The sequence below is a fragment of the Nostoc sp. genome (genome assembly GCF_036916975.1).
In the GTDB taxonomy this organism is placed as follows: Bacteria; Cyanobacteriota; Cyanobacteriia; order Cyanobacteriales; family Nostocaceae; genus Nostoc.
In genome coordinates this window covers 39,436-64,831 of the sequence record NZ_JBALFF010000094.1, presented here as the reverse complement: position 1 = coordinate 64,831, position 25,396 = coordinate 39,436, and the positions used below count along the sequence as shown (strand labels likewise).

Annotated in this window: 21 protein-coding genes and 1 pseudogene; 13 read left to right on the top strand and 9 right to left on the bottom strand. The window is 40.5% G+C overall.

All coding sequences use genetic code 11. The annotated features are described in order from the left end of the window. Positions 1-189 precede the first annotated feature (189 nt). Positions 190-369 carry a hypothetical protein gene (locus V7K73_RS23815; protein WP_334883639.1) on the top strand — a complete coding sequence of 60 codons (180 nt, stop codon included), beginning with the start codon at positions 190-192 and terminating at the stop codon, positions 367-369. Between the two features lie 13 nt (positions 370-382). On the opposite strand, the gene V7K73_RS23810 is transcribed toward V7K73_RS23815, so the two are convergent. Then, positions 383-1,660 carry a hypothetical protein gene (locus tag V7K73_RS23810; RefSeq protein WP_334883637.1) on the bottom strand — a complete coding sequence of 426 codons (1,278 nt, stop codon included), beginning with the start codon at positions 1,658-1,660 and terminating at the stop codon, positions 383-385. 692 nt (positions 1,661-2,352) lie between these two features. Between V7K73_RS23810 and V7K73_RS23805 the strand changes: the two genes are divergently transcribed. The 5 genes from V7K73_RS23805 to V7K73_RS23785 all read left to right on the top strand — a co-directional run bounded on the left by V7K73_RS23805 (position 2,353) and on the right by V7K73_RS23785 (position 6,987). Continuing rightward, positions 2,353-3,075: a carbonic anhydrase gene (locus V7K73_RS23805; RefSeq protein WP_334883635.1), complete on the top strand. Its 723-nt coding sequence runs from the start codon at positions 2,353-2,355 to the stop codon at positions 3,073-3,075. A 724-nt stretch (positions 3,076-3,799) separates the two neighbouring features. Beyond that, positions 3,800-5,308: a UbiD family decarboxylase gene (locus V7K73_RS23800; protein WP_334883633.1), complete on the top strand. Its 1,509-nt coding sequence runs from the start codon at positions 3,800-3,802 to the stop codon at positions 5,306-5,308. Between the two features lie 103 nt (positions 5,309-5,411). After that, a complete protein-coding gene (locus V7K73_RS23795; RefSeq protein WP_334883631.1) occupies positions 5,412-5,828 on the top strand; it encodes a hypothetical protein in 417 nt (138 codons plus the stop codon). Between the two features lie 17 nt (positions 5,829-5,845). Then, the gene (locus tag V7K73_RS23790) at positions 5,846-6,553 is read left to right on the top strand and encodes a hypothetical protein (RefSeq protein ID WP_334883629.1); all 708 of its coding nucleotides are present in this window, start codon (positions 5,846-5,848) and stop codon (positions 6,551-6,553) included. 89 nt (positions 6,554-6,642) lie between these two features. Further along, a complete protein-coding gene (locus V7K73_RS23785; RefSeq protein ID WP_334883673.1) occupies positions 6,643-6,987 on the top strand; it encodes a DUF4058 family protein in 345 nt (114 codons plus the stop codon). Here V7K73_RS23785 and V7K73_RS23780 read toward each other — a convergent pair. After that, the gene (locus tag V7K73_RS23780) at positions 6,984-7,280 is read right to left on the bottom strand and encodes a hypothetical protein (protein ID WP_334883628.1); all 297 of its coding nucleotides are present in this window, start codon (positions 7,278-7,280) and stop codon (positions 6,984-6,986) included. The genes V7K73_RS23785 and V7K73_RS23780 overlap by 4 nt on opposite strands. A 364-nt stretch (positions 7,281-7,644) precedes the next feature. Beyond that, positions 7,645-8,103, bottom strand: a complete 459-nt coding sequence (locus V7K73_RS23775) for an endonuclease domain-containing protein (RefSeq protein WP_334883627.1) — start codon at positions 8,101-8,103, stop codon at positions 7,645-7,647. Positions 8,104-8,510: 407 nt separating this feature from the next. Between V7K73_RS23775 and V7K73_RS23770 the strand changes: the two genes are divergently transcribed. After that, positions 8,511-10,127, top strand: coding sequence for a tetratricopeptide repeat protein (locus V7K73_RS23770; protein ID WP_334883625.1), 1,617 nt, complete (start codon positions 8,511-8,513; stop codon positions 10,125-10,127). Positions 10,128-10,343: 216 nt separating this feature from the next. On the opposite strand, the gene V7K73_RS23765 is transcribed toward V7K73_RS23770, so the two are convergent. Further along, positions 10,344-12,254: an ATP-binding protein gene (locus V7K73_RS23765; protein ID WP_334883623.1), complete on the bottom strand. Its 1,911-nt coding sequence runs from the start codon at positions 12,252-12,254 to the stop codon at positions 10,344-10,346. 310 nt (positions 12,255-12,564) lie between these two features. On the opposite strand from V7K73_RS23765, the gene V7K73_RS23760 reads away from it, so the two are divergent. The 3 genes from V7K73_RS23760 to V7K73_RS23750 all read left to right on the top strand — a co-directional run bounded on the left by V7K73_RS23760 (position 12,565) and on the right by V7K73_RS23750 (position 15,132). Then, entirely contained in the window at positions 12,565-12,768 is a 204-nt protein-coding gene (locus tag V7K73_RS23760; RefSeq protein ID WP_334883621.1) for a hypothetical protein, read from the top strand. Positions 12,769-13,328: 560 nt separating this feature from the next. After that, positions 13,329-14,171: a cyanophycinase gene (locus tag V7K73_RS23755; RefSeq protein WP_334883619.1), complete on the top strand. Its 843-nt coding sequence runs from the start codon at positions 13,329-13,331 to the stop codon at positions 14,169-14,171. 490 nt (positions 14,172-14,661) lie between these two features. Beyond that, entirely contained in the window at positions 14,662-15,132 is a 471-nt protein-coding gene (locus V7K73_RS23750; RefSeq protein ID WP_334883672.1) for an NADAR family protein, read from the top strand. A 134-nt stretch (positions 15,133-15,266) separates the two neighbouring features. On the opposite strand, the gene V7K73_RS23745 is transcribed toward V7K73_RS23750, so the two are convergent. Beyond that, on the bottom strand, positions 15,267-15,398 hold the full coding sequence (locus tag V7K73_RS23745; RefSeq protein WP_334883677.1) for a hypothetical protein: 132 nt from the start codon (positions 15,396-15,398) through the stop codon (positions 15,267-15,269). On the opposite strand from V7K73_RS23745, the pseudogene V7K73_RS23740 reads away from it, so the two are divergent. Next, positions 15,375-16,474: pseudogene (locus tag V7K73_RS23740) on the top strand (tetratricopeptide repeat protein). The gene V7K73_RS23745 and the pseudogene V7K73_RS23740 sit on opposite strands and share 24 nt — an antisense overlap. Before the next feature lie 263 nt (positions 16,475-16,737). On the opposite strand, the gene V7K73_RS23735 reads toward V7K73_RS23740, so the two are convergent. Continuing rightward, positions 16,738-17,418 (bottom strand): phosphoribosyltransferase, encoded by a 681-nt coding sequence (locus V7K73_RS23735; RefSeq protein ID WP_334883617.1) that lies wholly within the window; start codon positions 17,416-17,418, stop codon positions 16,738-16,740. A gap of 193 nt (positions 17,419-17,611) precedes the next feature. Here V7K73_RS23735 and V7K73_RS23730 point away from each other — a divergent pair, with 193 nt between their 5' ends. Continuing rightward, complete coding sequence (locus V7K73_RS23730; protein WP_334883615.1) at positions 17,612-18,292, top strand: uracil-DNA glycosylase; 681 nt, start codon at positions 17,612-17,614, stop codon at positions 18,290-18,292. Between the two features lie 160 nt (positions 18,293-18,452). Here V7K73_RS23730 and V7K73_RS23725 read toward each other — a convergent pair whose 3' ends face one another. Continuing rightward, the gene (locus V7K73_RS23725) at positions 18,453-18,692 is read right to left on the bottom strand and encodes a helix-turn-helix domain-containing protein (RefSeq protein ID WP_334883613.1); all 240 of its coding nucleotides are present in this window, start codon (positions 18,690-18,692) and stop codon (positions 18,453-18,455) included. Positions 18,693-18,936: 244 nt separating this feature from the next. On the opposite strand from V7K73_RS23725, the gene V7K73_RS23720 reads away from it, so the two are divergent. Then, positions 18,937-22,101 (top strand): N-6 DNA methylase, encoded by a 3,165-nt coding sequence (locus V7K73_RS23720; RefSeq protein ID WP_334883611.1) that lies wholly within the window; start codon positions 18,937-18,939, stop codon positions 22,099-22,101. On the opposite strand, the gene V7K73_RS23715 is transcribed toward V7K73_RS23720, so the two are convergent. Together V7K73_RS23715 and V7K73_RS23710 are read right to left on the bottom strand one after the other, a co-directional pair. Next, on the bottom strand, positions 22,076-22,495 hold the full coding sequence (locus tag V7K73_RS23715) for a hypothetical protein (protein WP_334883609.1): 420 nt from the start codon (positions 22,493-22,495) through the stop codon (positions 22,076-22,078). The genes V7K73_RS23720 and V7K73_RS23715 overlap by 26 nt on opposite strands. Before the next feature lie 92 nt (positions 22,496-22,587). Then, positions 22,588-24,882 (bottom strand): DUF3488 and transglutaminase-like domain-containing protein, encoded by a 2,295-nt coding sequence (locus tag V7K73_RS23710; RefSeq protein WP_334883607.1) that lies wholly within the window; start codon positions 24,880-24,882, stop codon positions 22,588-22,590. Positions 24,883-25,396 lie beyond the last annotated feature (514 nt).

Genomic DNA, 25,396 nt, shown 5'->3' with positions numbered 1-25,396 from the left:
CTAGCCTTTTAGGTTAGATGCGCTAAACAAGTAGAGCGAGCGTCACCGCTTCACCACAACTGGCTAGAAATCAAACAGAAAACACATAGTACAAATGGACTAATACCATTTCACAAAATACCTGATATATAGGTAAGTAGGTAGGCAAGATAAAACTAAACTATGTAACGAAAAGTAACATCTCTATATTTGGCTCGTAGTTGCGCTTTAGCGCTAAAGCGCAACTACGAGCCAGTGATGATTATTTGCGCCTACTTACTTAGGGGTGTACATCTGTATGCTCTTACAGTCGAATTTATTATATTGCAAAGATTTTTAGCGGAAGTATTGACATACCAAAGCGATCGCTACCATTTATTTAGTATGTAGCTGCCTAAGTTTATTATTTGCCGATAATAGTAACTCTTGAGCTTTCAGATAGGCTGTAGTACCATTTTGCACTTTTATCTAACTGATTAATAATACTTTGCAATTGGCTCAACACCCGATTGTGCTGTACATCATGAGCATCAGTAGGAGTTGAAGCTAACAAGCTTTCGATTTCTCGTTGTGCTAATTCCATAGCCTCCACAGCATCTGCCTCAGCTTGCCGCCTTACCTTAACTTGACCTAAATTAGCCTCATAAATTGCTAATAATTTCTGTGCCTCGGTATAACCAGCTACGTCTTTTGAAGGAATTTCTTTAAGCCGCTCAATTGCTTCTATCCACAAATTTTCTATCTGTCGCCATTCAGTTACAGTATGCGGTGGATTTTGACCAGCTTTGGCAGCTTGCCAGGAAAATTGTCGCGCTGCGGTGATTAAGGCGCTGATGCGATCGTTCCCAGCGGCCAATCCCACAACTTCCTGAAACTCACGTTTATAATTATCTAGTTGATTTTGTACAGTTTTTCCTGCCAAAGTTTGACCAGGAATCTGCTCTAATTGATTCAGCGCCGTCTGCCAAGCAGATGTTGCAGTCTGTTTCTCAGTTGCTGTTGCAGCGTGTTCATATTGCTGTTTTGCATTTAATAGGGTCTGCATATTATTAGTAAGCAAAGACTGAGCATTCTTTTCTTGAAAAACCTTAGCTTCTAGTTGTCCAACTTGACTCCGAAATGCATTAAAACCGTAAATGCTAAAGTGCGAGTCGTACCACCAATATCTGTATTCAGACCAATCGTTAACAAAGGAAGTTGGTAACTTATCTAAATGTTTTTCTGCTTCTTGGAGCTTCTCTTCTCCCAAAGCCAAATCTGCTGGACTGGTAGCTTTTTCAATCAATTGTTCAGCTTGCTCGACTGATACCAACGCCTGTCGATAGTGATTATCCATACTTATATAGCTGGGTAGCAACAAAAAAGGTGCATGGAGCATCACCGGACGGCGAATCACCTGGTAAGGCTGGTTCGTCACCCAAATCACACCAACGGGAATACCGATAAGTATTGCTATCCAAATAAGTCTACTACCTATACCCCGCTTGGCTTTGCTATGCAATTGCTGAGAGGATTTTTTGAGAGCCTGCCTCTCTAGCTCCATTTCATGCTCTAATTTAGCTAGGTTTTTGGGGGTTAATGGCGTTGTAGATTGTTGGACAGAGGCAGACGGAGCTATCCCAGAGCTATTTTGATAATTTTTACGTAGAAAATTCCAGTTTATTTTGTTTAAAAAAGCCATAAATATAGCCAGTACTGCGTTAAGTATTCCCAAAAAAACACCTGACAATTCAGGTTATTTGGAAAAGCTAACCATTAACCTAACCCCCTAACCCTCTTCCCGATGCGGGAAGGGGGAACTAGAATTATGTCTCCCCTCTCCCATATTTGGGAGAGGGGCTGGGGGTGAGGGAAAAGATTTAAGCACTCATTTGGGATGTTCCCATTCAAAGTCTCTCTCCTTAAAGGAAGAGAGAAATAGAAGTGAGGTTTTCCAGATAGCCTGAATTGTCAGACCAAAACACAGGGAATACATATATAGGGGTAAATAATTAAAGGTTTTTAGTCCTGATAAAACTTGCTATAAGCGATGAATCGCTCACTACGAACTAGGATTTAATTTTATGTTTAACAAACTTTGGGGGTTTAAGTCCCCAGCAAGATAGGCAGCGCGAATTGAACGCCTCAGCTAAATCCCCGTCACAAAACGTAATTGCGTACAGCCCAAAGGGCCATGAAAACCGCGTAGCGTGCCGGAGGCTCTATGGGCGAAAAAGCGAATTGCGAATTGGTTTAATTATGCCTATATACTTAAGTGCTAAATCACGATGTCATCTGAAGATTAAATGACTCTTAAATCGTGTAAAACGGTACTCTTGCATCTTGCTGAAGTCTGATATCTTCTTGAGAATAGCTTTGTTTTCAGGTAGATTGATGAGTCGAATTAATGGATTTGTAGGGCGACGTGATTTCTTAAAATTTGCCAGTGTAGTAGGTATTGCAGCTACTACTTTTGGTGATAGTTTTTGGAATACAGAGCAAACTGCTGTTGCTGATATTCATCCAGTTAATCCTAATCTAGTTAGTCCTAATGAAGCCATCAGACGCTTGCTTGATGGTAATCAAAGATTTATCCAACAAAAACGTCAATATCCTGATCAATCACTAGAACACTTGCGATTAGTTGCTAAAGCTCAATATCCGTTTGCCGCTATATTAGGTTGTGCAGATTCCAGAGTCCCTGCGGAAATCGTCTTCGATCAAGGGCTTGGAGATTTATTTGTCGTGCGAGTTGCTGGTAATGTGGTCAGTGATACAGTTATAGGTAGTCTGGAATATTCTACAACAGTTTTAGGTTCGCAGTTGATTGTAATTTTGGGTCATAAAAGATGCGGTGCAGTAGCAGAAGCAATCAAAAACGAACCACTTCCTGGCAGAATTGGTTTGATTATTGAGGGTATCAAACCATCTGTAGAAAGGGTAAAGTTAAGAACGGGTGATAATATGCAGAATGCAGTTATAGCCAATATTCAATATCAGGCTGAAAAATTGCAGGAAAGCTCGACTATTTTGGATAAATTGCTCCGTGAAGGGAAACTCAAAATTGTCGGCGCTTGTTACGATATTGACACTGGTAAAGTCAACATTATTACTTGAAAATCTCACAGCTTTTAGGCGTAGGATTCTTAGTTGAATGATGTTATAAAAAATTATTATTTATTGAGATCCTTGAAAATTAATCAAATTCATTGCTCAACTTAAAAAAATATTCCTTATAAGTAGATATAGGAATCCTATAGCAATCCTATTTGAGTTGTGAAAAATATAGATTAGGAAACGAACCGCCAAGGACGCAAAGGAAAGAAGAAAGAAGAAAGAGAGATATAATTTTCACGAATGATTTAGGACTGCTATATATATTGGTAGGGGCGGCGATGTCTGGTTTGGTCTACGCTAACGCAAACTTACAAAAATTCAGAAAACTCAAAAGCAAGGCACAGTCGCAGCTTGTAACAAATAAACCCGGCAGGGGCCATATAACAAAGCCGCCCGCCAGGAAGGTATAGTATATTCTGGCCATGTTTGATTAGGTTAGCGCTTATTTATAAAAAATAATTGCGTATCCCTAGATACAATAACTAAATCCTTTGAAAAACACAGTTAAGAAAAGTTGCTAAATAGGTTAATTTCTCATTAAAATCAACAATTTATTTCCCAAATGGGGAGATGAGGGAGCAGGGGGTAGGGGGCAAAGGGGAAAATAATAAAATTACCTCTTTCCCCCCTGTCCCCAGCAAAAACTGCCCCTCTGCCTCTTTCCAATGCCCCATAATATAAGAAAGCGCTTCATACTTCTTAAATAATCAGCTTTATTAGAACAATGGCGAGAGACTTACGCGGATTCATCAAAATTTTGGAAGATAAGGGACAATTACGGCGAATTTCAGCTTTAGTTGACCCAGATTTAGAAATTGCTGAGATTTCCAACCGGATGCTGCAAAAAGGTGGGCCAGGGTTGTTGTTTGAAAACGTCAAAGGCGCTTCCTTCCCGGTGGCGGTGAATTTGATGGGAACTGTAGAAAGGATTTGCTGGGCGATGAATATGCAGCATCCAGAGGAGTTGGAAACTTTGGGGAAAAAACTAAGTATGCTGCAACAGCCAAAGCCGCCGAAGAAGATTTCCCAAGCGATAGATTTTGGGAAAGTGCTGTTTGATGTGGTGAAGGCGAAACCAGGACGGGATTTTTTCCCTGCTTGTCAGCAAGTTGTAGTTCAAGGTAATGATTTAGATTTAAACAAGTTACCTTTGATACGTCCTTATATTAATGATGCTGGCAAGATTATCACGCTAGGACTGGTAATTACCAGAGATTGTGAGACGGGTACTCCAAATGTAGGTGTGTATCGTTTACAACTACAATCTAAAAATACGATGACGGTTCACTGGTTATCGGTGCGGGGTGGGGCGAGGCATTTGCGAAAAGCGGCAGAACGTGGGAAAAAATTAGAAGTTGCGATCGCACTTGGTGTAGATCCTCTAATTATCATGGCAGCTGCTACACCCATTCCTGTAGATTTATCAGAATGGCTGTTTGCTGGACTTTACGGTGGTTCAGGTGTGCAGTTGGCGAAGTGCAAAACTGTCGATTTGGAAGTTCCCGCAGATTCGGAATTTGTCTTAGAAGGAACGATTACACCTGGGGAAGTTTTACCAGATGGCCCTTTTGGCGACCACATGGGTTATTACGGCGGTGTGGAAGATTCGCCCCTGGTACGCTTTGAGTGTATGACGCACCGGAAAAATCCGATTTACTTAACAACATTTAGCGGTCGTCCACCTAAAGAAGAAGCGATGATGGCGATCGCACTAAATCGGATTTATACGCCCATACTACGCCAACAAGTCTCAGAAATTGTCGATTTCTTCCTACCAATGGAAGCATTGAGTTACAAAGCGGCGATTATTTCCATTGATAAAGCATATCCGGGACAAGCGCGACGGGCAGCTTTAGCGTTTTGGAGTGCTTTACCACAATTTACATACACAAAATTTGTGATTGTTGTGGATAAAGACATAAATATTCGTGATCCGCGTCAAGTTGTCTGGGCGATTAGTTCTAAAGTTGACCCAGTGCGAGATGTCTTTATTTTGCCGAATACACCTTTTGATACGTTGGATTTTGCCAGTGAAAAGATTGGCTTAGGTGGACGAATGGGAATTGATGCGACTACAAAAATCCCGCCGGAAACAGACCATGAATGGGGTTCGCCTTTGGAATCTGATCCAGATGTGGCGGCGATGGTAGAAAGGCGATGGGCGGAGTATGGTTTAGCAGAGTTGCAGTTAGGAGAAGTAGACCCAAATTTGTTTGGTTACGATATGAGGTAGAGTTTTAGGTAGCGACTGGTAAAAATCTCTACTGCATATCAGCTTGGGTGATTTTTATCAATCAAGCTATCAGTGATTTTTAAGTTACAAAAGGAGTTTTTGGATGAATCAGGTATTTGTGAAAAACTCTTTGGGAGCGAAACAGATAGCTGAAGAAGTTGCTGAACGCGCCCAACGTTTTGTACCTGCTTACAAGCGTTTTTTGGAAAACCAGGGGTTTAAAGGTGGAGAAAGCTTTGAGCAGTTACCCCAGTTAGACAAAAAATCATACGCCCTCGCTTACCCATTTGAAGAACTGGTGGGGGATGATTATGAAGAATGTTTTACGATCTTTCGCTCTTCAGGGTCATCTGGGCAAAGCTTCTATTGGCCGCAGTTGAAGTCAGACAGTCAGTCATCATCGGCTGGGATGAGGACGCTTCTCGAAGCCGTATTTGCTGTACACCAGAAAAAGACACTAGCCATTATGGGGCTGAACCTTGGAGTTTGCGAATTTCTCTCCAGAAGCGTGCAGGGGTAGAAGAGAAAATCCCATTTATGTTTTCCCTTTATGGTAGTGCCGATACGGGTGGTCTAGGAATGGAATTCCTGGCTACCATCGCTCTGCGAAAAATACTATATCGAAACTCTGCTCTGGCTAGTTCCCTTGGTATAGAATCCCCGATTCCGCACTTCTTTCATTTCCTTGCAACTAATACTTTCGTGGAGAGTGTCGATGGTCATCTGTGCGTAACTCGTTGGCAAGGCATTCCCCTAGTACGCTACATTCTTTATGATCGTGTGGCTTTATACAACTGGAAAGAATTTAAACAAGCCGTTCTCACCTCCCCATATCTAGATTTGGAAGATCAAGCTTGGGTAAAGATAATTTCAGATAGTAGTGATGATCTCCCAGATTTACTGGCTGTTAGCGGTCGAGGAGATAGTTGCTTAATCCTTGGCGGTGCCAATCTCACAGAATATATGCTGGACGCGGCGGTGAAATGTGAAGAACTGGATGAGATTCTCACCGGACTATACCGCGCTCGAATTGTTGAGGAAGCAGATATACAATATTTGGCTTTTGATCTGGAAACCAGACAAGGTGTCGAGTCTGATGCAATAACGCTCAACCGAGTTTATCATTCTCTGGTGCAAACTTTAGGGCAGCTTGAATCATATTTCCTGGAAGCTTGGAAGAATGTTTACAGCGCTTGGGATAACGACTCTTCTAAGCGGATTCTCCGGCTGAATTTCATCCCTTGACCTGGTCTGTCTCACGCAACGGAAGAAATCATCAAACAGCGAGGAATTGTCCAATGAATAATAAATCAACGCCAGAATGTAGTTGATTAATCTTTATTGATTGCTTTGATTTACTGCGTAAAGGTGAACCAATGCCAATGATGGGTAATGATATTCAGAGTCACTATGGAATTTTAGTTTGTCGTGGCGATCGCCGTCCTTATACTGACTTATATGCTTTTAATTTACCAGATATAATTCCACCTTTTCCCATACCTTTGCGTTCTGGAGATTCGGAACCAGTTATAGATTTGCAGACATTATTAAATGAGGTATATGATATCTACGGCTATGATTTGGTAGTAGATTATAGTCAACAGCCAGTACCAGCATTGTCAGAAGTAGATGCAGCTTGGGCGGATGCGCTGCTGCGGAAAAAAAGTTGGGGTGACTAAAAACTTATATCTCTCACTCTTTGGTTTTCCATACCTCGAACTTGAGCTTCAAGGCGTGTCAGTCGTGTGTCGTAGTTGAAAAGCTTATTTTCCAGTTGTTGGACTTTTTCTTGTTCTCTTTCAATTTGTTGTTCAAGTTCTTGAATTATTTGTATGTTTTTATTGTTAGCTCTTTTGTGTCCAGGTAGTGATTGCCGTAAATGTTTCAACTCATATCCAGCATAATGCTGAAGGTAAGTATAAGCTTGTTCCTTTGTAGTGATATCTTTACGTTCGCCAAGCGCCTTCAACAATTATGCTTTAGTCCAACAACATGCTTCTTTAGCTAATTCTTCGATCATCTGCTTACTAGCCATACTTAAACCTTTTATACAATTGAAAAATTAGACAGACTAATTTAATCTTAAAGATATTTTTATCTTGAGACTACTCTACAACTATTAAATTGTTTCTCTGTAATTAAAATACAACAGCGTAGTAAGTAAAAATATTTAAGTATAGTTAAAATATTATAAAGTTTTAATAAACTGAATCTTCGATTATTGTCTATCTAAAAGGTGCGATCGCACTTACTCACCAAAAGCGATCGCACACACCACCAAAACCCACATAATTAGCCCCCTCCTCGCAAGCGGGGAGGGGGTTGGGGGTGGGGTTCTATCTCTGCAAACAAGCAGCAATATCCTGCAACACCCCCTCCATCCTCTCCAGAAAATCCTCATTTCTAAATCGCACAACCTGCAACCCCAAACTCTCCAAAAATTCTTGACGTATCGCATCTTCCTGTTGGGTGTAGTCGTGAATTTCGCCATCCACTTCCACCACTAACCGCGCTTCATTACAGTAAAAATCGACGATAAAACGGTCAATTGTTTGCTGACGGCGGAACTTGAAACCCAAAAGTTGCTTGTGTCTCAACTTCTCCCAAAGTAGCTTTTCTGCTGGAGTTGGTTCACAACGCATTTGTCGCGCTAATGGCTTAAGTTTTTTCCAAAGTTCGTATGGGGTTTGCCAAGGGTATCCCGGAACCCCACCCCCTAACCCCCTCCCCGCTTGCGAGGAGGGGGGACTGGAGTTGGTGAGAGGCTGTGGGTTGGGGTTTTGATTTTGGGTCATTTGCGATGTTGGTGGTTAGCTAATATTTCATGTATTATTAAGAGCGATCGCACTTCCTCAACTCCTCAAAGTCTATAGCTAGTCTAGCCATCTTAGGTAGCGATCGCCCCACATGGAAACCAAATATCAGTTATCAGTTAAAAATTGTAAGTCAATTGGGAGTCAGAGTCCCCCAATTCTAAAAAGTGGTGTGTTTCAGTTGTGGTCAAATAAGAGACACCAAACCGTGATAACTGATAACTGTTGACTGTTCACTTAATCCACTATCGGGAGTATGTTAACTTAAATTAAGAATTATTGCCAAATAGTAAACAATTTTTGGGAATATCACACAAGCTAATTAAAAGGTTTACGGCGAATGGATATTTTAATAGAATAATCTCATCAAAAGATTCGCAGAAACATAAATGGATTGGATTATACTACTGCGATCGCTACAGTCTGATTTTATTAAAAGGTTAACATCTGGTTGTCTGCTTCATTGTGAAACAGAAGGTCAATATAGTGAATTAACTATAATCTCTGGAGAAAGGTTAAAGGCATTACGAGAATTTTGCTGGCTGATGGCTGAGAAATATAAGCGTGTTTCGCCAGTTCGTGATGTTTTTATTAGCTATCTCAAAGGAAAGTTGGGTGAGGAAGTTGTCAAAGAACGTTTAGCTGATTTTATTACCGAAGTCGATTATGAAAAGCGATTTGGTGGCGATGGCAATATAGATTTTACCTTGACTTCTGACCCATCTATTGGTATTGAGGTGAAATCTCGTCACGGTAGTATTGATAGAGTTAGATGGTCAATTAGTTCTGAAGAGGTTGAAAAAAATGCAGTTGTAGTTTGCATTTTGATTCAAGAAGATGTGAGTGAAGCACAATCTGAGTATCACCTTTTTTTGGCTGGCTTTCTCCCAACCCGGATGATTAAGTTGAAAACTGGTAAAATTTCCTTTGGGATAGAACAATTACTCTATGGTGGCGGTTTATGGTGTTATCTAGAACAGTTAGAATCTTCTATAAATTCTTCTAAGCAACAACCACCAATTTACAAATATCTCCCGAAGCAGAAAATTGGAGTTAAGTCAACTATTAATCAGTTAAGTAAATCTTATTTACAACCCGAATATAGTAATGAAGATTTAAATATACTTTGTGTAAAATTAGGTGATGAATGTTTTGAGAAAGGAGAATATTCAAATGCGATCGCTAACTATAATCAAGCGTTAAAAGTTAAATCTACTGAGGTTGATTTATATTATAAACGAGGTTTAGCTTACTATCAAGTAGGAGATTATGAAGCTGCGATCGCAGACTATTCTCAGGCAATCCAGATGAATCTTCATGATGCTAAATCTTACAATAAACGAGGTCTAGCTTTGTCTCAACTGGGAAGATTAGAAGAAGCAATTAATGATTATACCCAAGCTATCAGAATTAATCCTAATGTTGCCGTAGCTTATAAAAATCGGGCTGAAGCTCGTTCTCATGTAGGAGATAACCAAGGAGCAATTGAAGATTATACTCAGGCTATTAAAATTAATCCCCATTATGCTGATGCTTATAAAAACCGTGGCATTTCTCGTTATTTATTAGGCTCTCAACCGGGATTTCCCCAAGCAATTAAAATTAATCCTAAAGATGCCATAGCTTATAAAAAACGTGGTAATGCTCGTTCAGATTTAGGAGATTTTGAAGGAGCTATTGAAGATTATACTCAGGCAATCCAGATTAATCCTAATTATGCAGATGCTTATTATAACCGTGGTAATGCTCGTTCAGATTTAGGAGATTTTGAAGCAGCAATTGAAGATTATACTCAAGCAATCCAGATTAATTCAAATTATGCAGATGCTTATTATAATCGTGGCAATATCCGTTTAGAAATAGCAGATAAACAGGGAGCAATTGAAGATTTTCAAAAAGCGGCAGATATCTATCGTCAACAAGGTAAGCTAGAAGCACTCAAAGATACACGAGAAATAATATTAGATTTAGAAATAGAAGAATCATTAGATATTTTAAACTTCTAGAAAATCGATGAATTCGGATAAATAGCAATTTTCAGCTACCTGAAACTCACAGCTTATCCTATCTCATTTGTGAAAATTTTCCCTGTCCATATTCCCGACTTAGTAAAAGTTATCCGAGATATATACCATTTCCTAATCAGATGAAGTACATCATAGCCCCCTCTCAAAAAGCGGGGAGGGGGTTGGGGGTGGGGTTCTTGTACCTCACAACTTAGCTCACAAAATTGCTCCAGTCTCTTTCAAATAAACCCGCGTAAATGGTTCATCTTCACCCAAAGTATAATCTTCAATCAATCCTTTGCGACGGATAGAAATATGGTTACCTTTTCTAATCACCACAGTCGAATCATCAAACACATCCCGTACCAAGATCATCTCAGTTTCCGTGGGATTATCCAAAACTACCATATTACTACTGCGGTAAAACATCCCCTCTTCATTTACAATATCTTCCGCATACTCGGCAATCAGCAAATCAAGTTTTGGATGACGTAGCAAAGTTTGGACGTTGCTGTTGTAATTTTTGCTTAATACTTTTTTGGAGCGATTCACAAAAACTGCATCACGACAAACAGCGCCTATTCTCCAGTTGGGATTTTGCAAAAGGATATGGTCAATCGTTGCTTGCAGTTCTTCAACTGAGATTTTATTAAAGGTAATAATCGGTATCCTAGAATCTGTACCTGACTCAAAAAAGGTTTCTAAGATATAAGAAGGCACATCAACGCTTTCACCTTCAGAAGGTTTAAGATGCATTAAAACACCTGGTGCAGCGTTGATTTCCAAGATAGCAAAATTACTGGATTTCCAAGATTCTGAGAGACTTTTCGTAATCACATCAATACCAAGGCAAGTCAACTGGAAGTGTTGAGCAATATCTTGCGCCAAGATAATATTGTCATCATGAACTGTCTGGGTTGCATCAATGCTCATACCTCCGGCTGAAAGATTAGCGACTTTACGCAGGTAAACAGTGCGCCCCTTCTCAATCACGCTGTCCAATGATAAGCGCTGTTCCTCTAGGTAGAGTTCCATCGCTTCATCTATCTGAATTTTACTCATCGGCGAGGTAGGCGTGTCTAAACGTGCAGGTTTCCGGTTCTCTAGGCGGATTAATTCTGCAAGGGTTAAATAGCCATCACCAACAACCGAGGCTGGACGGCGTTCTGTGGCGGCGACAAATCTGCCATTGACACACAACAAGCGAAAATCTGATCCAGAAATACTTTTCTCAACAATTATCCGAGTTAGCTGATCTTCGGGAATCGCTGCCAATGCCCTATTATAAGCAACTGCAAGTTCTTTTGAGTCTTGCACGTCAGCCGTAACGCCAATTCCTTTGTGGCCTACCACTGGCTTAACTGCCACTGGGTAGCCAATTTTTCTTGCTGCCGCCAAGGCATCTTTTTCAGAAAAGACGATATCGCCTTCAGGGACTGGGAAACCCAAAGTTTTCAAGAATGCCTTACAGTCATCTTTGCGAGTCGTAAACTCCGAATCTAGATGGCTATCACAGTTAAATGTTGTTGCTACCCCCCGGACATGTTTTTTTCCTAATCCGTATTGCATTAATCCTTCTTCCCACAAATAAAAGGCGGGAATACCTTTTTCGTAGGCTGTTCGCAATAGGGCGTAAACGGTGGGGCCACCATAGACAGAGGCGCGGAATTTATTTTGCAGCCTCACCAATTGTTCATCAAAGGTAAAGTCTTCGTCTTGGGTAATGGCTTCAAACCAATCCCAAACAAAATAAGCTACCTCTCTAGTTGTGCGTTCATGCAGTGATTGGACGCTAATCCGCACAAAATCTGGATATGGCTTGACACTCCAACGGTTAAGGTGCAAGTCCATGTCAAGTTTTCCGACTTCGGACACAACTTGGGCAAATAGATGAGCGTAAGATTCGTAGCTTTGACTGCCCAGATTTGGATAGCGATCGCCAATCCTTGCAATATAATCTTCAATGGGCAAAGGCTCTCTAGACTCAACTAGAGCAAAGTCAAATACTAGCGCCCCTATATCTAAATAGGGGTTAGGCCCAATATAATGCTTGAAGTTGAAAATATCGAATACATCCGTTCTTCTAGCATTAATGCGGACTAAATCACTGCTTTTTTGTAGAACCATTGATTACGAACCTCTGGCTAAACACCCTGAAATTTAAATGCTGAGTTCTGGTTACTCAGACTTCTTGATTGTAAATTGATTCACATTAAATAATGATGGCAAATTCATTGCTCTAATCAGAACCTACATTAACCCTATTAGTAAGCATTTTCAACTACCTCAAGGCATAATTAACCCAGGGCAACCTCAGCAAAGAAAAAAATACGGTCAATTCATCCTCATGACTAGTCAAAGATATAACCTTTGAAAGGTGCAACACGAGCCAATAATTTGTATAAATAGATGTGCGGTATTGAAAAGACAGCAAAGTATGAATAGCACAGAAGCTGCTCTAAGAGACGAAATTCGAGAACTTGCTGAAGAAGCTTTTCACCAAAAGCTGATCTCTGGGCATGGTGATGGCCCAGAGATGAATGAGTATCAAATTGTCTACCAAGGCAAACCCAGGCATCTGCCACTAGAACAAGCACGTTTTTTCTTAACTAACTTGCTTTACAAAAGTGACATTCATTAGGACTTACCATCAGATATCTAAGAGGTTGTTTGAAAAGTATTTCACTGTGACTATAGGCACTTTTAGATCCCCCCCTACACCCACGTTAGTCTCTCCATTTTGGGAGACCGCAAGACCTCGCCCGCTCCCCTTAAAAAGAGGACAACCGGAATTAAAGTTCCCCTTTTTATAGGGGTATTTAGAGGGATCTATAACTTTTAATACCGACAAAATGACTTTTCAAACATCCTCTAATTGCACCCAGCTAGAGTTAATACCAATCATTTAATAATTGCCCGACAAATTTTCAATCGGCAATTAGTGATGCCTCTAGAAAATCGCTCTAGAGGCAGTTGGTGCTGTGGGTTTTATTAAGTCAAGAAACGTTAATGAGGATAGTTATTTTTCATGTAATTTTTTGGAAAAATCTTTTGGTTTCGTTGCGATGTCTAACGACAAGCTGCTTTGCGTCTACGCAAATTATAATACACCTTCTATCAGGTAATCTACCAAAGGGATGATTTGATAGTTGGAATTGTCATGGTTTAGTAAAATTTATTAACTCAAAATCAGAGGGCATCATGGTAGAAACTAATCCCAAACGGCAGCTAGTAATTATCGGGGGCGCTGAAGACAAGGAAGGAGATTGCCAAATTCTGCGCGACTTTGTGCGCCGCGCTGGCGGTACGAAGGCGTACATTGTAATTATGACGGCGGCGACAGAATTACCAAGAGAAGTGGGAGAAAATTATATTAGAGTATTTGAGCGGTTGGGAGCCGAGAATGCTCGCATTATTGATACAGAAACCCGCGAAGATGCATCTTCATCTACCGCATTGGAAGCAATTAATAAAGCAACTGGGGTATTTTTTACTGGGGGAGATCAAGCTCGCATCACTAACATCCTCAAGGGCACCGAAATAGATACGGCGATTCATCAACGGTTCTCTGAAGGTATAGTTATCGCAGGCACAAGTGCCGGAGCCGCCGTGATGCCAGACGTAATGATTGTGGAAGGCGACTCAGAAACACATCCTCGGATTGAAACTGTTGAAATGGGTCCAGGTCTTGGTTTTCTACCAGGAGTGGTAATTGACCAACATTTTTCCCAACGCGGACGCTTGGGACGCTTAATTTCAGCTTTGATACTACAGCCTGCTGTTTTGGGATTCGGTATTGACGAAAATACTGCTATGGTGGTGACAGATAACCAAATTGAAATTATTGGTGCAGGTGCGGTTACGATTGTTGATGAATCAGAGGCTACATACAACAATATGGGCGAAATTTTGAAGGATGAGTCTTTGGCGATTTGCGGTGCAAAGCTTCATATTTTGCCACATGGCTTCAAATTTGACTTGAAAACCCGTCAGCCTATCCTAAATAATGGTTCTGTGGCAAATGTGTCTGTAGCTGTTGGGTAAATCAACACTTAACTTTTAGCAAGTGTGTTTAAATTGAGTCAATAGTTAATACTTGTAGATTACTGACATTTATTTCTTGAATATCCTCCCAAATACTCTCAGAAATAGCGGACATAGCCCCGCATTTTTAGGAGGAAAGGGAGGATTTATTATTAATATTCTTTATCTTGACTTCAGCAAACTTCTAAAACTAGGTAAGTAGACAATAATAAATCAAATTAAACCACGTCTATCTTGAAACCTATAGTTCTTCCATGATAAAAAGGATTTGCCCTCATCCGCCAACCCCGAATCCCAAATCTGGGATTCGGGGAGCCAGAATTTCAAACTCCCTCTCAAGCATTTGGGAGAGGGATTTAGGGAGAGGGTGAAAACTACGGTTCTCAACTTAGATAAGGTTTAGTTACGGAATATAAAATTACTTAAACTTGCTTTTAGTAAAGGCTTCAGCCCTTACAAATTAACTAAATTAAAAGTGGTATCAAATTCTTTGACAATCTACTTTTATAGCACTCGTGAAGAATATGGCTGTTTCTCTAACTTTTCGCCCCACGGCTTTGAATTAGATGGATTGTATTGGTCAACTAGCGAACACTACTTTCAAGCACAAAAGTTTGTGGGTACACCTCATGTAGAACAAATTCGTCTAGTTAAAACACCTAAAGATGCGGCAAAAATGGGGCGTGAGAGAACCCGTCCCCTACGGGAAGATTGGGAACAAGTTAAAGACGACATCATGCGGGAAGCTGTGCAAGCTAAATTTCAAACTCATACAGATATCAGGGATATCTTACTTTCCACAGGCAATGCAGAAATTGTTGAAAACTCGCCCATCGATTTTTACTGGGGTTGCGGAGCCGATGGTAGTGGTAAAAACATGCTAGGAAAAATTTTAATGGAGGTGCGAGAGATCCTGCACCATACATACAGCGCAGATGTTGATAATAGAAATGTTAAATAAAATCAAACCTCACCCTCAATCCCTCTCCTTATAAAGGAGAGGGAAGCTGGATATGAGTAAAATTTTATACTTTTTTTAAGCTAGTTACTTAATCTGAAAGCCTCGATTAACGATTCAATAGCGAAGCGATCGCTTCATTGATAGACTCTCACCCCTGCTAAACCGCTAAACCAACCTGATGAAAGATACATCGTGGTTTTGGGAATACTAGATTTAGCACCAGACTTAACAGGAAAGGGTTGATGTCTAAAGGTGAATGGAATCACAGATCGAAAAATACAGTTCCCTGCAATTACCCATAACATACTTAAAATCAGTGAAGCGTAATACAATTACCCATGAATTTGACTCTGGTTCACAAGCAGAAACACTACCTATACCGGAAAGTGACGACATATCGGAAGCTTCTAAGCTACTACGGCAAGGAATTCAACAGCAGCAAGCTGGTGAATTAATAGCGGCGTTGAAGTCCTTACAAAAATCCTTGGGGCTGTTTCAGTCCGTTGGGGATTTGCAAAAACAGGCACAGGCACTTTCTTTTTTAGGATTGGTAAGTTACACTGCTGGAGACTACAAAGGGGCTATATCTTACTCCGAACAGTGTTTATGTTTGGTGAATAACACCTCAGATTTAGCATTGCAGATGCAAGCACTTTCCCATTTAGGGAATGCATACCGTCATCTAAATGACCATAAAAAGGCTATTGAATTTTTGGAAAAATGTTTAAAAATAACGCGACAGCTGCAAGACAAGCGTAGTCAAGTAGCAGCACTGAATAATTTGGGATTGGTATATAAAGCTTCGGGCAACTTTACGCAGGCAATTGAGTATCAGCAGCAAAGCCTAGAAATTGTCCGGGAACTCAAAGATCACTGGGGCGAGGAACAGGTACTCAAGAATTTGGGTAATGCTTGGTATGCTTTGGACAATTACCCAAAAGCGATCGCCTATTATGAGGAGTGTGTAATACTAGCATACTCCTTAAAACATGTTCGCAGTGCTTCTCAGGTGCTAAAGAATCTTGGAAATGCTTGTTATGCCTTAGGTGATTATGCTACAGCCATTAAGTATCATGAAGAGCGGTTGCAATTAGCTAGAGAAATTCAAGACAATCGTAGCGAAGAACAGTCTTTAGGTAATTTAGGAGTTGCTTGTGAAGCTTTGGGTGACTATAACAAAGCCATTAAGTATTATGAAGAACGTTTGCTGTTAGCTAGAAGTATCAAAGATCGGCGCAGTGAAGAAGAAGCTCTCGATCGTCTGAAAACTGCTTGCTACGCCTTGGGTGATTATGCCAAAGCTATGCAATATCAGCAAGGAACATATTTAAATAATTTGTAATACTTCGACTTACCTCGGCAACGGTTCCATGTCCGCTTTTTCGAGTGCTTGGCACAAGTCGCTCAGTACAAGTTCGTAATAGAGCCTCGGCACTAGGACGAACGTAATTCGGAATGGAGATAAAGACAAGAGCCACAAAACTTGCTGATGCCATTAGCTCTTTTGAGAAAAACGTCCAAAAATCGTTAAAAAGCAAGAGAGGGAAAGGAATAATTAAGAGTTAATAATTAGTTAATAATTTAAAATTACCCGCAGAAGTCAATTTATCCCATTGTCTTTTGTTGCTGGAGATACGCGAGAACTTCTAATGTATCTACTTGGGGAAATTGGGCGTAAAAATTACTTACACTCCAAAAGGGTTCCGGTGTTTGCAAAACAATGGTGCGATCGCCCCACTGTTCTAACCAGGGTAGCAATGTTTGTGGTGCTACTGGAGTACATAGCCAAACTGCTGCTGGAGAAAGCGTTTTGAGAGCAGTTGCCGCTACTGCTATTGTCATACCTGTAGCAATGCCATCATCAACTAAGATCAGCGTCGCATTCTCTGCATTCACCTGCAAACAAGCAGGAATTAATAGAGCCTCAAGAGACTTAGCTTGGTTTATCGCTTTATTTAAAGCTACTTCTTGCCATCGCGCATCATGTTTAGGGCGAAATAGCTTTTGCTCGCTCCAAAGAACATTTCCATAACTAGTCACTGCACCAATTGCTAACTCTGGGTTTTCTGGATGGCTAATCTTTTTCGCCACAACAATTGTCAACGGACAATCCAAAAGACGTGCTATTGGTGCTGCTACTGGTACACCCCCTCTTGGCAAAGCATAAACAATTGGTACAGGCTTTACCCCAGAATCAATAGTTTGCTGAGTCAAAACATCATGAATCACTCGCGCCAATTCCTCACCCGCATGGGTGCGATCGGCGAAAAGCGGGGTATGTGACATGGTTTCCCCCCAGCATGTTAAGACGGTACTGCTTTTATGATGACTGAATTTTGTCTCAAGTTAACTGATACAATAAGATTTGTATAAATAATTAAGTATTCAGCAAAAGTCTATTTATTCTGATAAATCTCTAACCAGAGCAGTATTTAACTCAAATAAGACAAATGGTGCTGATACCAAAATCATAATTTTCATGAGCAGCGAAACCCAACTCAGCCTCTTCGACGACTCAACCCTTAACCAACGAGAACTGATTCCCACAGACGCTAAAATTGCGATCGCTCCGGGAACTTATTCTGACATTTCGGAGTTGACACAGCATTGCGATCGCTGCCACCGTTGTGCCTTGGGAGACACTCGAACTCATGCTGTCGTCGGACGCGGTAATCTCAAAGCCCCAATTATGCTTATAGGAGAAGCCCCTGGTCAAAATGAAGACGAAACAGGCTTACCATTTGTAGGCAGATCGGGGCAGTTGTTGGAAAAAATTCTGGCATCCGTAAATCTGACTACTGAACATGATGTATATATTGCCAATATAAATAAATGTCGTCCACCAGATAATAGAGTTCCTACACCTTTAGAAGTCGCAGCTTGTTTACCCTACTTACTAGAACAAATTCGCCTAGTTGACCCCAAAATAATTTTGTTAACAGGTGCAACTGCTGTCAAAGGCATCACAGGCGATAAGCGCGGAATTACGAAAATTCGCGGACAGTGGCTAGAGTGGGAAGGACGTTTATGTATGCCAATTTTTCATCCTTCCTACTTGCTGCGTAACCCTTCAAAAGAAAGAGGTGCGCCGAAATGGTTGATGTGGCAGGATATCCAGGCAGTGCGTGCCAAGTTAGACGAAATTCAAAATAACAGCTAATGCAAGTAAATTCGCTTAAATTATATTGTATTTCACTAATTGCGATCGCCTGTTTTAATTGAAGTGGAAGCGATCGCATTTGTAGATTTTCACTCAAATTAAGCAACATTTCTCTCTCGATTGCTTTAACAGCCAATAACGGAAGGATTGCCATCTTAAACTATTCTTTAAATTTCACTCCTAAGTCAACATTTAGAACTGCTTCAATCTTACGGATGATTCCTTCTGTTGCCGGCGCTCTCAAGTTTTCAGCCTCTAATTGATACCAATAGGCGCGACTAATACCAGCCTCTCGGCAAATTTGTGAGAGAGACCGTTCATCTCTCTCCCTTGCCTGTTTTATCCGCTTTCCAATATCTGGGAAGTCCTGCACCACTTCTACTACTCGTTTAACTTGCACTACTGTTATGGGCTTAACTTCAAATCATAATTTTAGTGTAAGTTGTCTAAAGGCAATTGACAACTGTTTACAGACAATAGACAATATAGAATGTAAATTTAGGATTGCGACAAAAAAAATATGATAAAAATCTGTAAGGTAATCTTCAGAGTTTTAATCTACTTCGATCCCAGCAATTACTCTAAATAGCTTGCTAATAGTTTCGAGAATTTCAACCCATAATAAGGTTTTATAATGTTTTGCCATGTCTAAATTCTTGTCGAACAAAGCTCTGCACGATGTTAACTCTGTTGAAACTGCCTCGCCCAAGGAACTTCAACAACACCTGAAGCTATTTTCAGACAAGACAGGTTTCATGTCGTCAGATGTGTTCGACTTAAGAAGTATTCGCCTACTGGTATCTCGGCTTCATGACATTCTCCGTGACAATGATAGCCAGAGCAATATCATCAGCCGCTTTGACGAAATCACTAAACTAGTCTTCGCCAAGATTATATCTGATAAAACTTACAACAGTGAAGCATCCACACCCTTCTCCCCTTCTGAGCTTCCTGTAAATCCCTGCGTCGTCCGAAAATACTATCAGCATCTTGCATACCAGCACAGCAACCTTATTCCAAAACGGTTTAGTGAACTTGATTGCTCTGATAGTGCAATCATGAAATGTGTCTTAGCCCTTCAATCGTTCAATTTCACATCTACACAATTTGATGTCAAAGGATTGGCTTACGAAGAAATTGTTCGTAATACTTTTGACAAAGCCGATCATCAACAATTTTTCACACCGCCTCATATTGTTGATTTTATTGTTTGGGCTTGCCAGCCTTATATTAAAGGTGATATCTGTGATCCAGCATCTGGGACGGGTGGATTTCTCTCTAGCATTGCAAGGCATCAAATAAATTATTCATCCCTTACAAGTATTGAGATTGACGAGCGGCTCTCTTGGGTTTCGGGAATTAATATGCTTCTTCACGGAGCAAAAAATATTCGTACAGTGTTTCTTCCTGCTGGGGGGACTCTTGGTAATCAAGCCAAACAATTTTTTTCATCTTTCGATGCGATAATAACTAACCCACCATTTGGCAGCGATTTTACTGAGTCTGATGTTTTAGAAACATTTGAATTAGGATTAGGCAAGTCATCTCGTCGGCGTGGAATTCTCTTTATTGAACGTTGCCATGCTCTTTTACGTAAAAAGGGTACACTTGCTATAATTCTTGACGAAGGTGTTTTAAATTTGTCTCACGCAACTGATGTAAGACAGTTTATTATCAAAAACTTTGATCTAAAAGCTGTTATCAGTCTGCCTGAAACTGCATTCATGCCTTATGCTACCGTGAATGCCTCCATTTTGATAATGTCTAAAAAAACATCTGCTGAGAATAGCAATCTTCCAGTATTTTTTGCTAGAGCAGATAAAGTTGGACGTAAAACAAGTGGCGATGAAGACATTGGTTACGACGAGGATGGAAAAAATTATCTTAATAGCGATCTTCCCTCTATATTAAATGCTTGGGAAAAATACCTGAAAGAAGGTCAAGTTTATAAATCACAAAATATATATCTTGCTGATGTTTATTCTAACTTTGACAAAGAGACAAATGGGTATAGAATAGATTTCCAGTATCATCACCCATCTAGAAAAAAAAGCCAACAATTAATTGCTACTTGTATTTATCCATTAAAACGTTTAGCCGATATTTGTGCAGAAAGGAATGTCTCTATTTCTCCATGCAAAGAACTCTCTGGCGCAATTATTCGATATACAGGGTTGGCAAATATTGAATCAAATACTGGACAATTTGAACAAGTTCCAACTCTAGCTGACTCATTGAAAAGCTCAGTCAAGATGTACCAACCTGGTGATATCGTTTTTGCAAAAATGCGTCCTAACCTGCGAAAGGTTGCATTAATGAGTTTTGCAGAACCAGGTTTTGTCTCGTCGGAATGTTCAGTTTTTACTGTCAATAAAGCATCTGATGGCACATATCTAATTGACCCTATTATACTCAGCGTTTTACTTAGGTCAGACTTTGTTTATGGGCAAATTATGCATTTGGTAGCAGGTATTGGCCGTCCAAGAATTAACTCAAAAGAATTGTTGCAAGTAATGATTCCGGTTCCACCTAAAGATGTTCAAGAGGAAATTCGCCGTCAGTATTTGAGTCAGCACCAAAAAGTAGAGAACCTCAAATCGGATATTGGAAGCTTTTTAGACCGCTCTCAATTAATGCTCACATCGTCAGTACAAGCACTGATTTATTCTTTTATTGGAAGCCCAAAGACAACATCTTTTATGTCCATTGAGAATAAAGAAATGGCACTCACTTCTGAAAGCCTGAAAACCTTTCTAAGGGGGGAGTCCAACCCTTTAGATACATTGTGTTGGTTAACCGACTTCTTCCTGCCAGAAGTTCTTAAAAGGCTGAATGAAATTGATGTTAGGCGTAGGCTTGGTATATATGCTGGCGAGAAAATTCCAGAAAATGAGAGAAACCTTACTGATGTACGCAATCGCGTGAGTCTAATCATCGAATATGAATTAGCGCGTTTGGCAACTCGCATTCTTGAAGATCACCAGATTGAAGATATTTTCTGGAGTTACGTTGTCGCTAACCGTTTCCCTGATTTAGAAGTTCGTACATCTTCAGGCGATCGCGGTCTTCGGGTTGAGGTTAAATGCCTTCAAACCATTGCTGAAGAAAAGTCTGCTAACTTTGATACTTTAAGAAAAGACATTCATCCTCTAACCGACTTTGTGATTGTTTTTGCTTGGGACTGGAGGTATGACCCTGAAGATGTCACCTGGGATCGAGCGCCCTTCATTCATCATGCGTATGCTTTCCATGCATCTTCACTTGCTTTACTGCGCGACTGGTACTGGCTCAATTGTCCCCCTAAAGATTTGGGTAATGGATTGCAAGGCTTTGATCTTAGATATGCTGTCAATTGCAAAGACAGCACATATAACGAGGAAGAGGGCAATTATGGTAAGCTTCTACGGATATGGCAAGAGGGCTTTAAATATGAACCACCTAAGTCGGATCTAGTTCACCGTACTATTGCAGACTATCTTGCCTTTAAAAATGGAGTGATCAAAGCAGCTTTAGATACTTTGGCTCATTTATTTTTACCTGGGCTTTCTGGATCTACTGAGGTTGTTGCCGTCCTTTACGAAAATCAGCGAGTTGGTTGGCAGTCAGGTGAGGTTTGCTTCTTATTAAGCTCTGCTGTTTCAACACAGAAAAAACAAAATTTAGTTCTCAGCCAGCTACCAGTCAGCAAAGTTTACTTACTTACAGATAAATATGCTTGGAGAGAATTTGAGTATAAAAAAGGAAAATTGACATTGAAGCGAACAGGAAAAAAACCAAAGCGGCTTATTCAAGCGAATCAAAGTCCGTAGGATCTGACTCAGTAGATTCAAGTTCAGCAGATTCAGGTTCAGCTGGGTCAAGCCGGAAATTAACAACTGATTGGCAGAATTGAAATACCCACTCGTTGAACTCCAAGCCGGAACAATGATTGATGAAGAGGGTTATCTGTTCTAAAGGTAATGTAGCAACTAACGTTTTCTCAAAGTTGTATAACTCGCATTTGCTTAAATCACTGTCTGTAGGCAGGACATGAAAGAAGTACCCGCCTCGATTAGTGTGTCCCTCTGTACTACGAATACAGATACTAGCTCCCTTTTGTCGCTCCCTCAAAATGTTTGAAACTTGCTCTATAGAAACTGGAGTATCCGTATCCATGCTGACTAAAGGAGGAAAGGGAATATCTTCAAACTTCTTCTTAGGCATCTAAATTATTTGTCTAATTAGGTCTGTCGAAATAAGTGGATATTCTCTCAAAAGAGATAAGCTGAAAATTTTGCGCTCTACTAGGAATTAAGTTACTTAGCAGTCTTTTTCAGTTCTTGCCATCTTTGTCGCAGTCGCTGCAAGTTAGGAGCATGACCACCATAACGCCAACTAACATAGGCTTGGCTAATCTCATCTATAACCTCAGCAGTCGCTGGGGCATGATGTTGATATGATCCTTTGGCATACTCTAAAGGTGTTTGGGCTGGATGCTTACCTAAACCTTTTTGGGTTGTCCATTGCAACATTTGTTGATAAAGACTCTCCATCGCTGGCAATTTCTTTAACCATCGACGATTGCGCCACTCTCGCCACTGTCCCCAACCCAGCCAACCGAAGAAAGCTGCTGTAGTTGCCAAAATTAAGCCAGTTAATACGCCAAACCAACCTTGAGAGAATAAACCTAAAAACCAAGCGATCGCTCCAATCACCCACTTAAATATTGTCTCAAATACATTATTCAACAAACCTGTCACTGGAGAAGGCAACCACCCAGCAACCCAATGCCACAATTGACGCAACACACTAAAAGTCTGAGTATCTTCTACTGATGGAGGTATCAGAGGATGATTGGGAATCGGGTCAAAGGCAAACCAGCCATATTTAGGAAAATATACTTCCGTCATCGCATAAGCATCAGTATTACGGACAACATATAACCCTGTAAAGGGATTAAATTCTCCTGCACTAAACCCTGCTACTAACCGCGCCGGGATACCAATGGAACGCAACATTACCGTCAGAACTGTTGAGAAGTGGTCTGGATAACCGCCTTTATATTTGAATAAAAAAGCTTCTACTAAGTCATCTTTTTCTGTCAAATAAGGCAAATCTAAGGCATTTTGGGGAATAGAATAGTGTTGCTTAAGGTATTGAGCTAAGTAGAGAGCCTTTTCAGACGCTGAATTTAGGCTTTTAGAAGACTTTGTTACCCCTTCTCGATTGTAGTTAGCAAGAATTTCTTCGGTACGTTGTCGGACTTTTTCGGCAATTTCGGGAGGAATTTGCAGATAATGCTGTTTAATATCTTGCGGGTATTTAGTAGAAGCTTCACCTAATTTAGTCCGATCGCGGTATGGTACTTCAGAAATTACTGTGTAGGTGAGTCCTTCTGATAATTCCACAGGCGATCGCAACCCATTTTCTGTATCAACCGCGATCATTGGTGTGGGAAAGTAAATCTCTTTAGGATAAGCCATCGCCGGAATTAGGTTAGGCAAATCCGCCACCACTGTATAAGTTTGTACTATGTCTTGAGTTTTAGCAGTAATTAGAGGTCGATTTAGAAAGATTTGGTAAGACCAAGGCGATCGCTTGATGGTTGTAACATCTTCATTACGGGAAACTTCCCATCCCTTACCCGTATAACGGTCAAATCCTAGAACTCGCCAAAAACCCTCAGCTTGCGATCGCACCCGCATTACAACTTTCGGTTTCATCTCGCCCCGCAGGTTTTGGTTAATTTGGCTATTAAAACCATAATAAAAGTTATTATCTACTTTACCTGGTTGACCAGTTTGATTTTGTCCCGTACCAGTGCCTTGATTATCAGCTTTACCTTGGCGAACATAACCGGGATTAATAATACTAGTTCCTGTGAAATTACCTTTTAGTGGAATCGCAGAACTTACAGGAAAATTCCGTAACTGATAGCCAGGAAATCTGGGTAAAACAGCAAAAATTGCCAGTCCCAGACCGACAATTACGAAAAAATTCAGAATTAAAAATTTCAAATTAAAAGTTAAGGAATTCTTCTGATTTAATTTTTCATTTTTTATTTTTAATGGCTGCAAACCCAAGCGGGAGCGATAATCTAATACTAAAGTTGGCAGAGCGATCGCTAAAAATAACAGCAACACAGGTGCAAATGCTAAAGTCTGACTTAACGTTCCAGCTACACCTAATAAAATCAGTCCTATAACAATCGAATAGCCCAAATTTTTGCGGCGGGGTGTATCAAAGCTATGCAACACCTGGAGTTGAATTAATAACTCTGCCAAACCCAACCGTGTATCATTCAACTCCCCCACTAATCGCCCAAAGAAAGCACCTAGTGCCACTAACATTCCCATAGCGATACAAAACTTAACTGCAACATTGCGATCGCCGCGACGATAGTAACTCCAAATTGCACCCAATACACTCAGAGGTAATGCCCAAAAGCTGAATGAAGTTTCGGCAGCGATATCCGTCGCCACAATTCCCAAAACAACCAACGCTAGCACCAGCACCCGCAAGGAAATTGAATCTTCTACTTCTATTAAAGGCGATCGTTGCGAATTTTGCCGCCAGAAATTACCTACAGGGACACGCCAAAACCGATTCATCTTGGATAAGTTAAGCATTTCGCGTCTAAGTGAAAATTCCACGGAAACAATACTGAGGACGAAACTGTTCGCCCTACTTTAAAGTATTCCCGTTAGAAGAAGCTTTCTTATCCTGTCTTCACGCATCTTTAAAAGTTAAAATCCTCCCAGGAGTTTTAGGGCTATTTCATTCTATACATAACCCGCCCAGAACTAAAGTTCCAGGCTCATAGCTAAAGTCCGTTAAAACGGACTAGAACATGAGTCTCAGTCACAAACATAATTTTGTATAAAAAAACAACCCAATCGAATAAATTTGTTGTGAAAAATTGGTGGCTTGGTAAAATAAAGGCGAAATCAGCACAACATAAGAAACTAACTCGTTCCCCAGGCTTTACTAATAACCCAGTAGACTAACGAGTACCTACAAAAAATCAATTATGGGGTGGAGGGTGACATTAAACCCACTGCTTACCTGTAATCACCCTTAAGTATAAGTAAGCACCCTGCTGCTAGTAGTATCTAGAGACAGAAA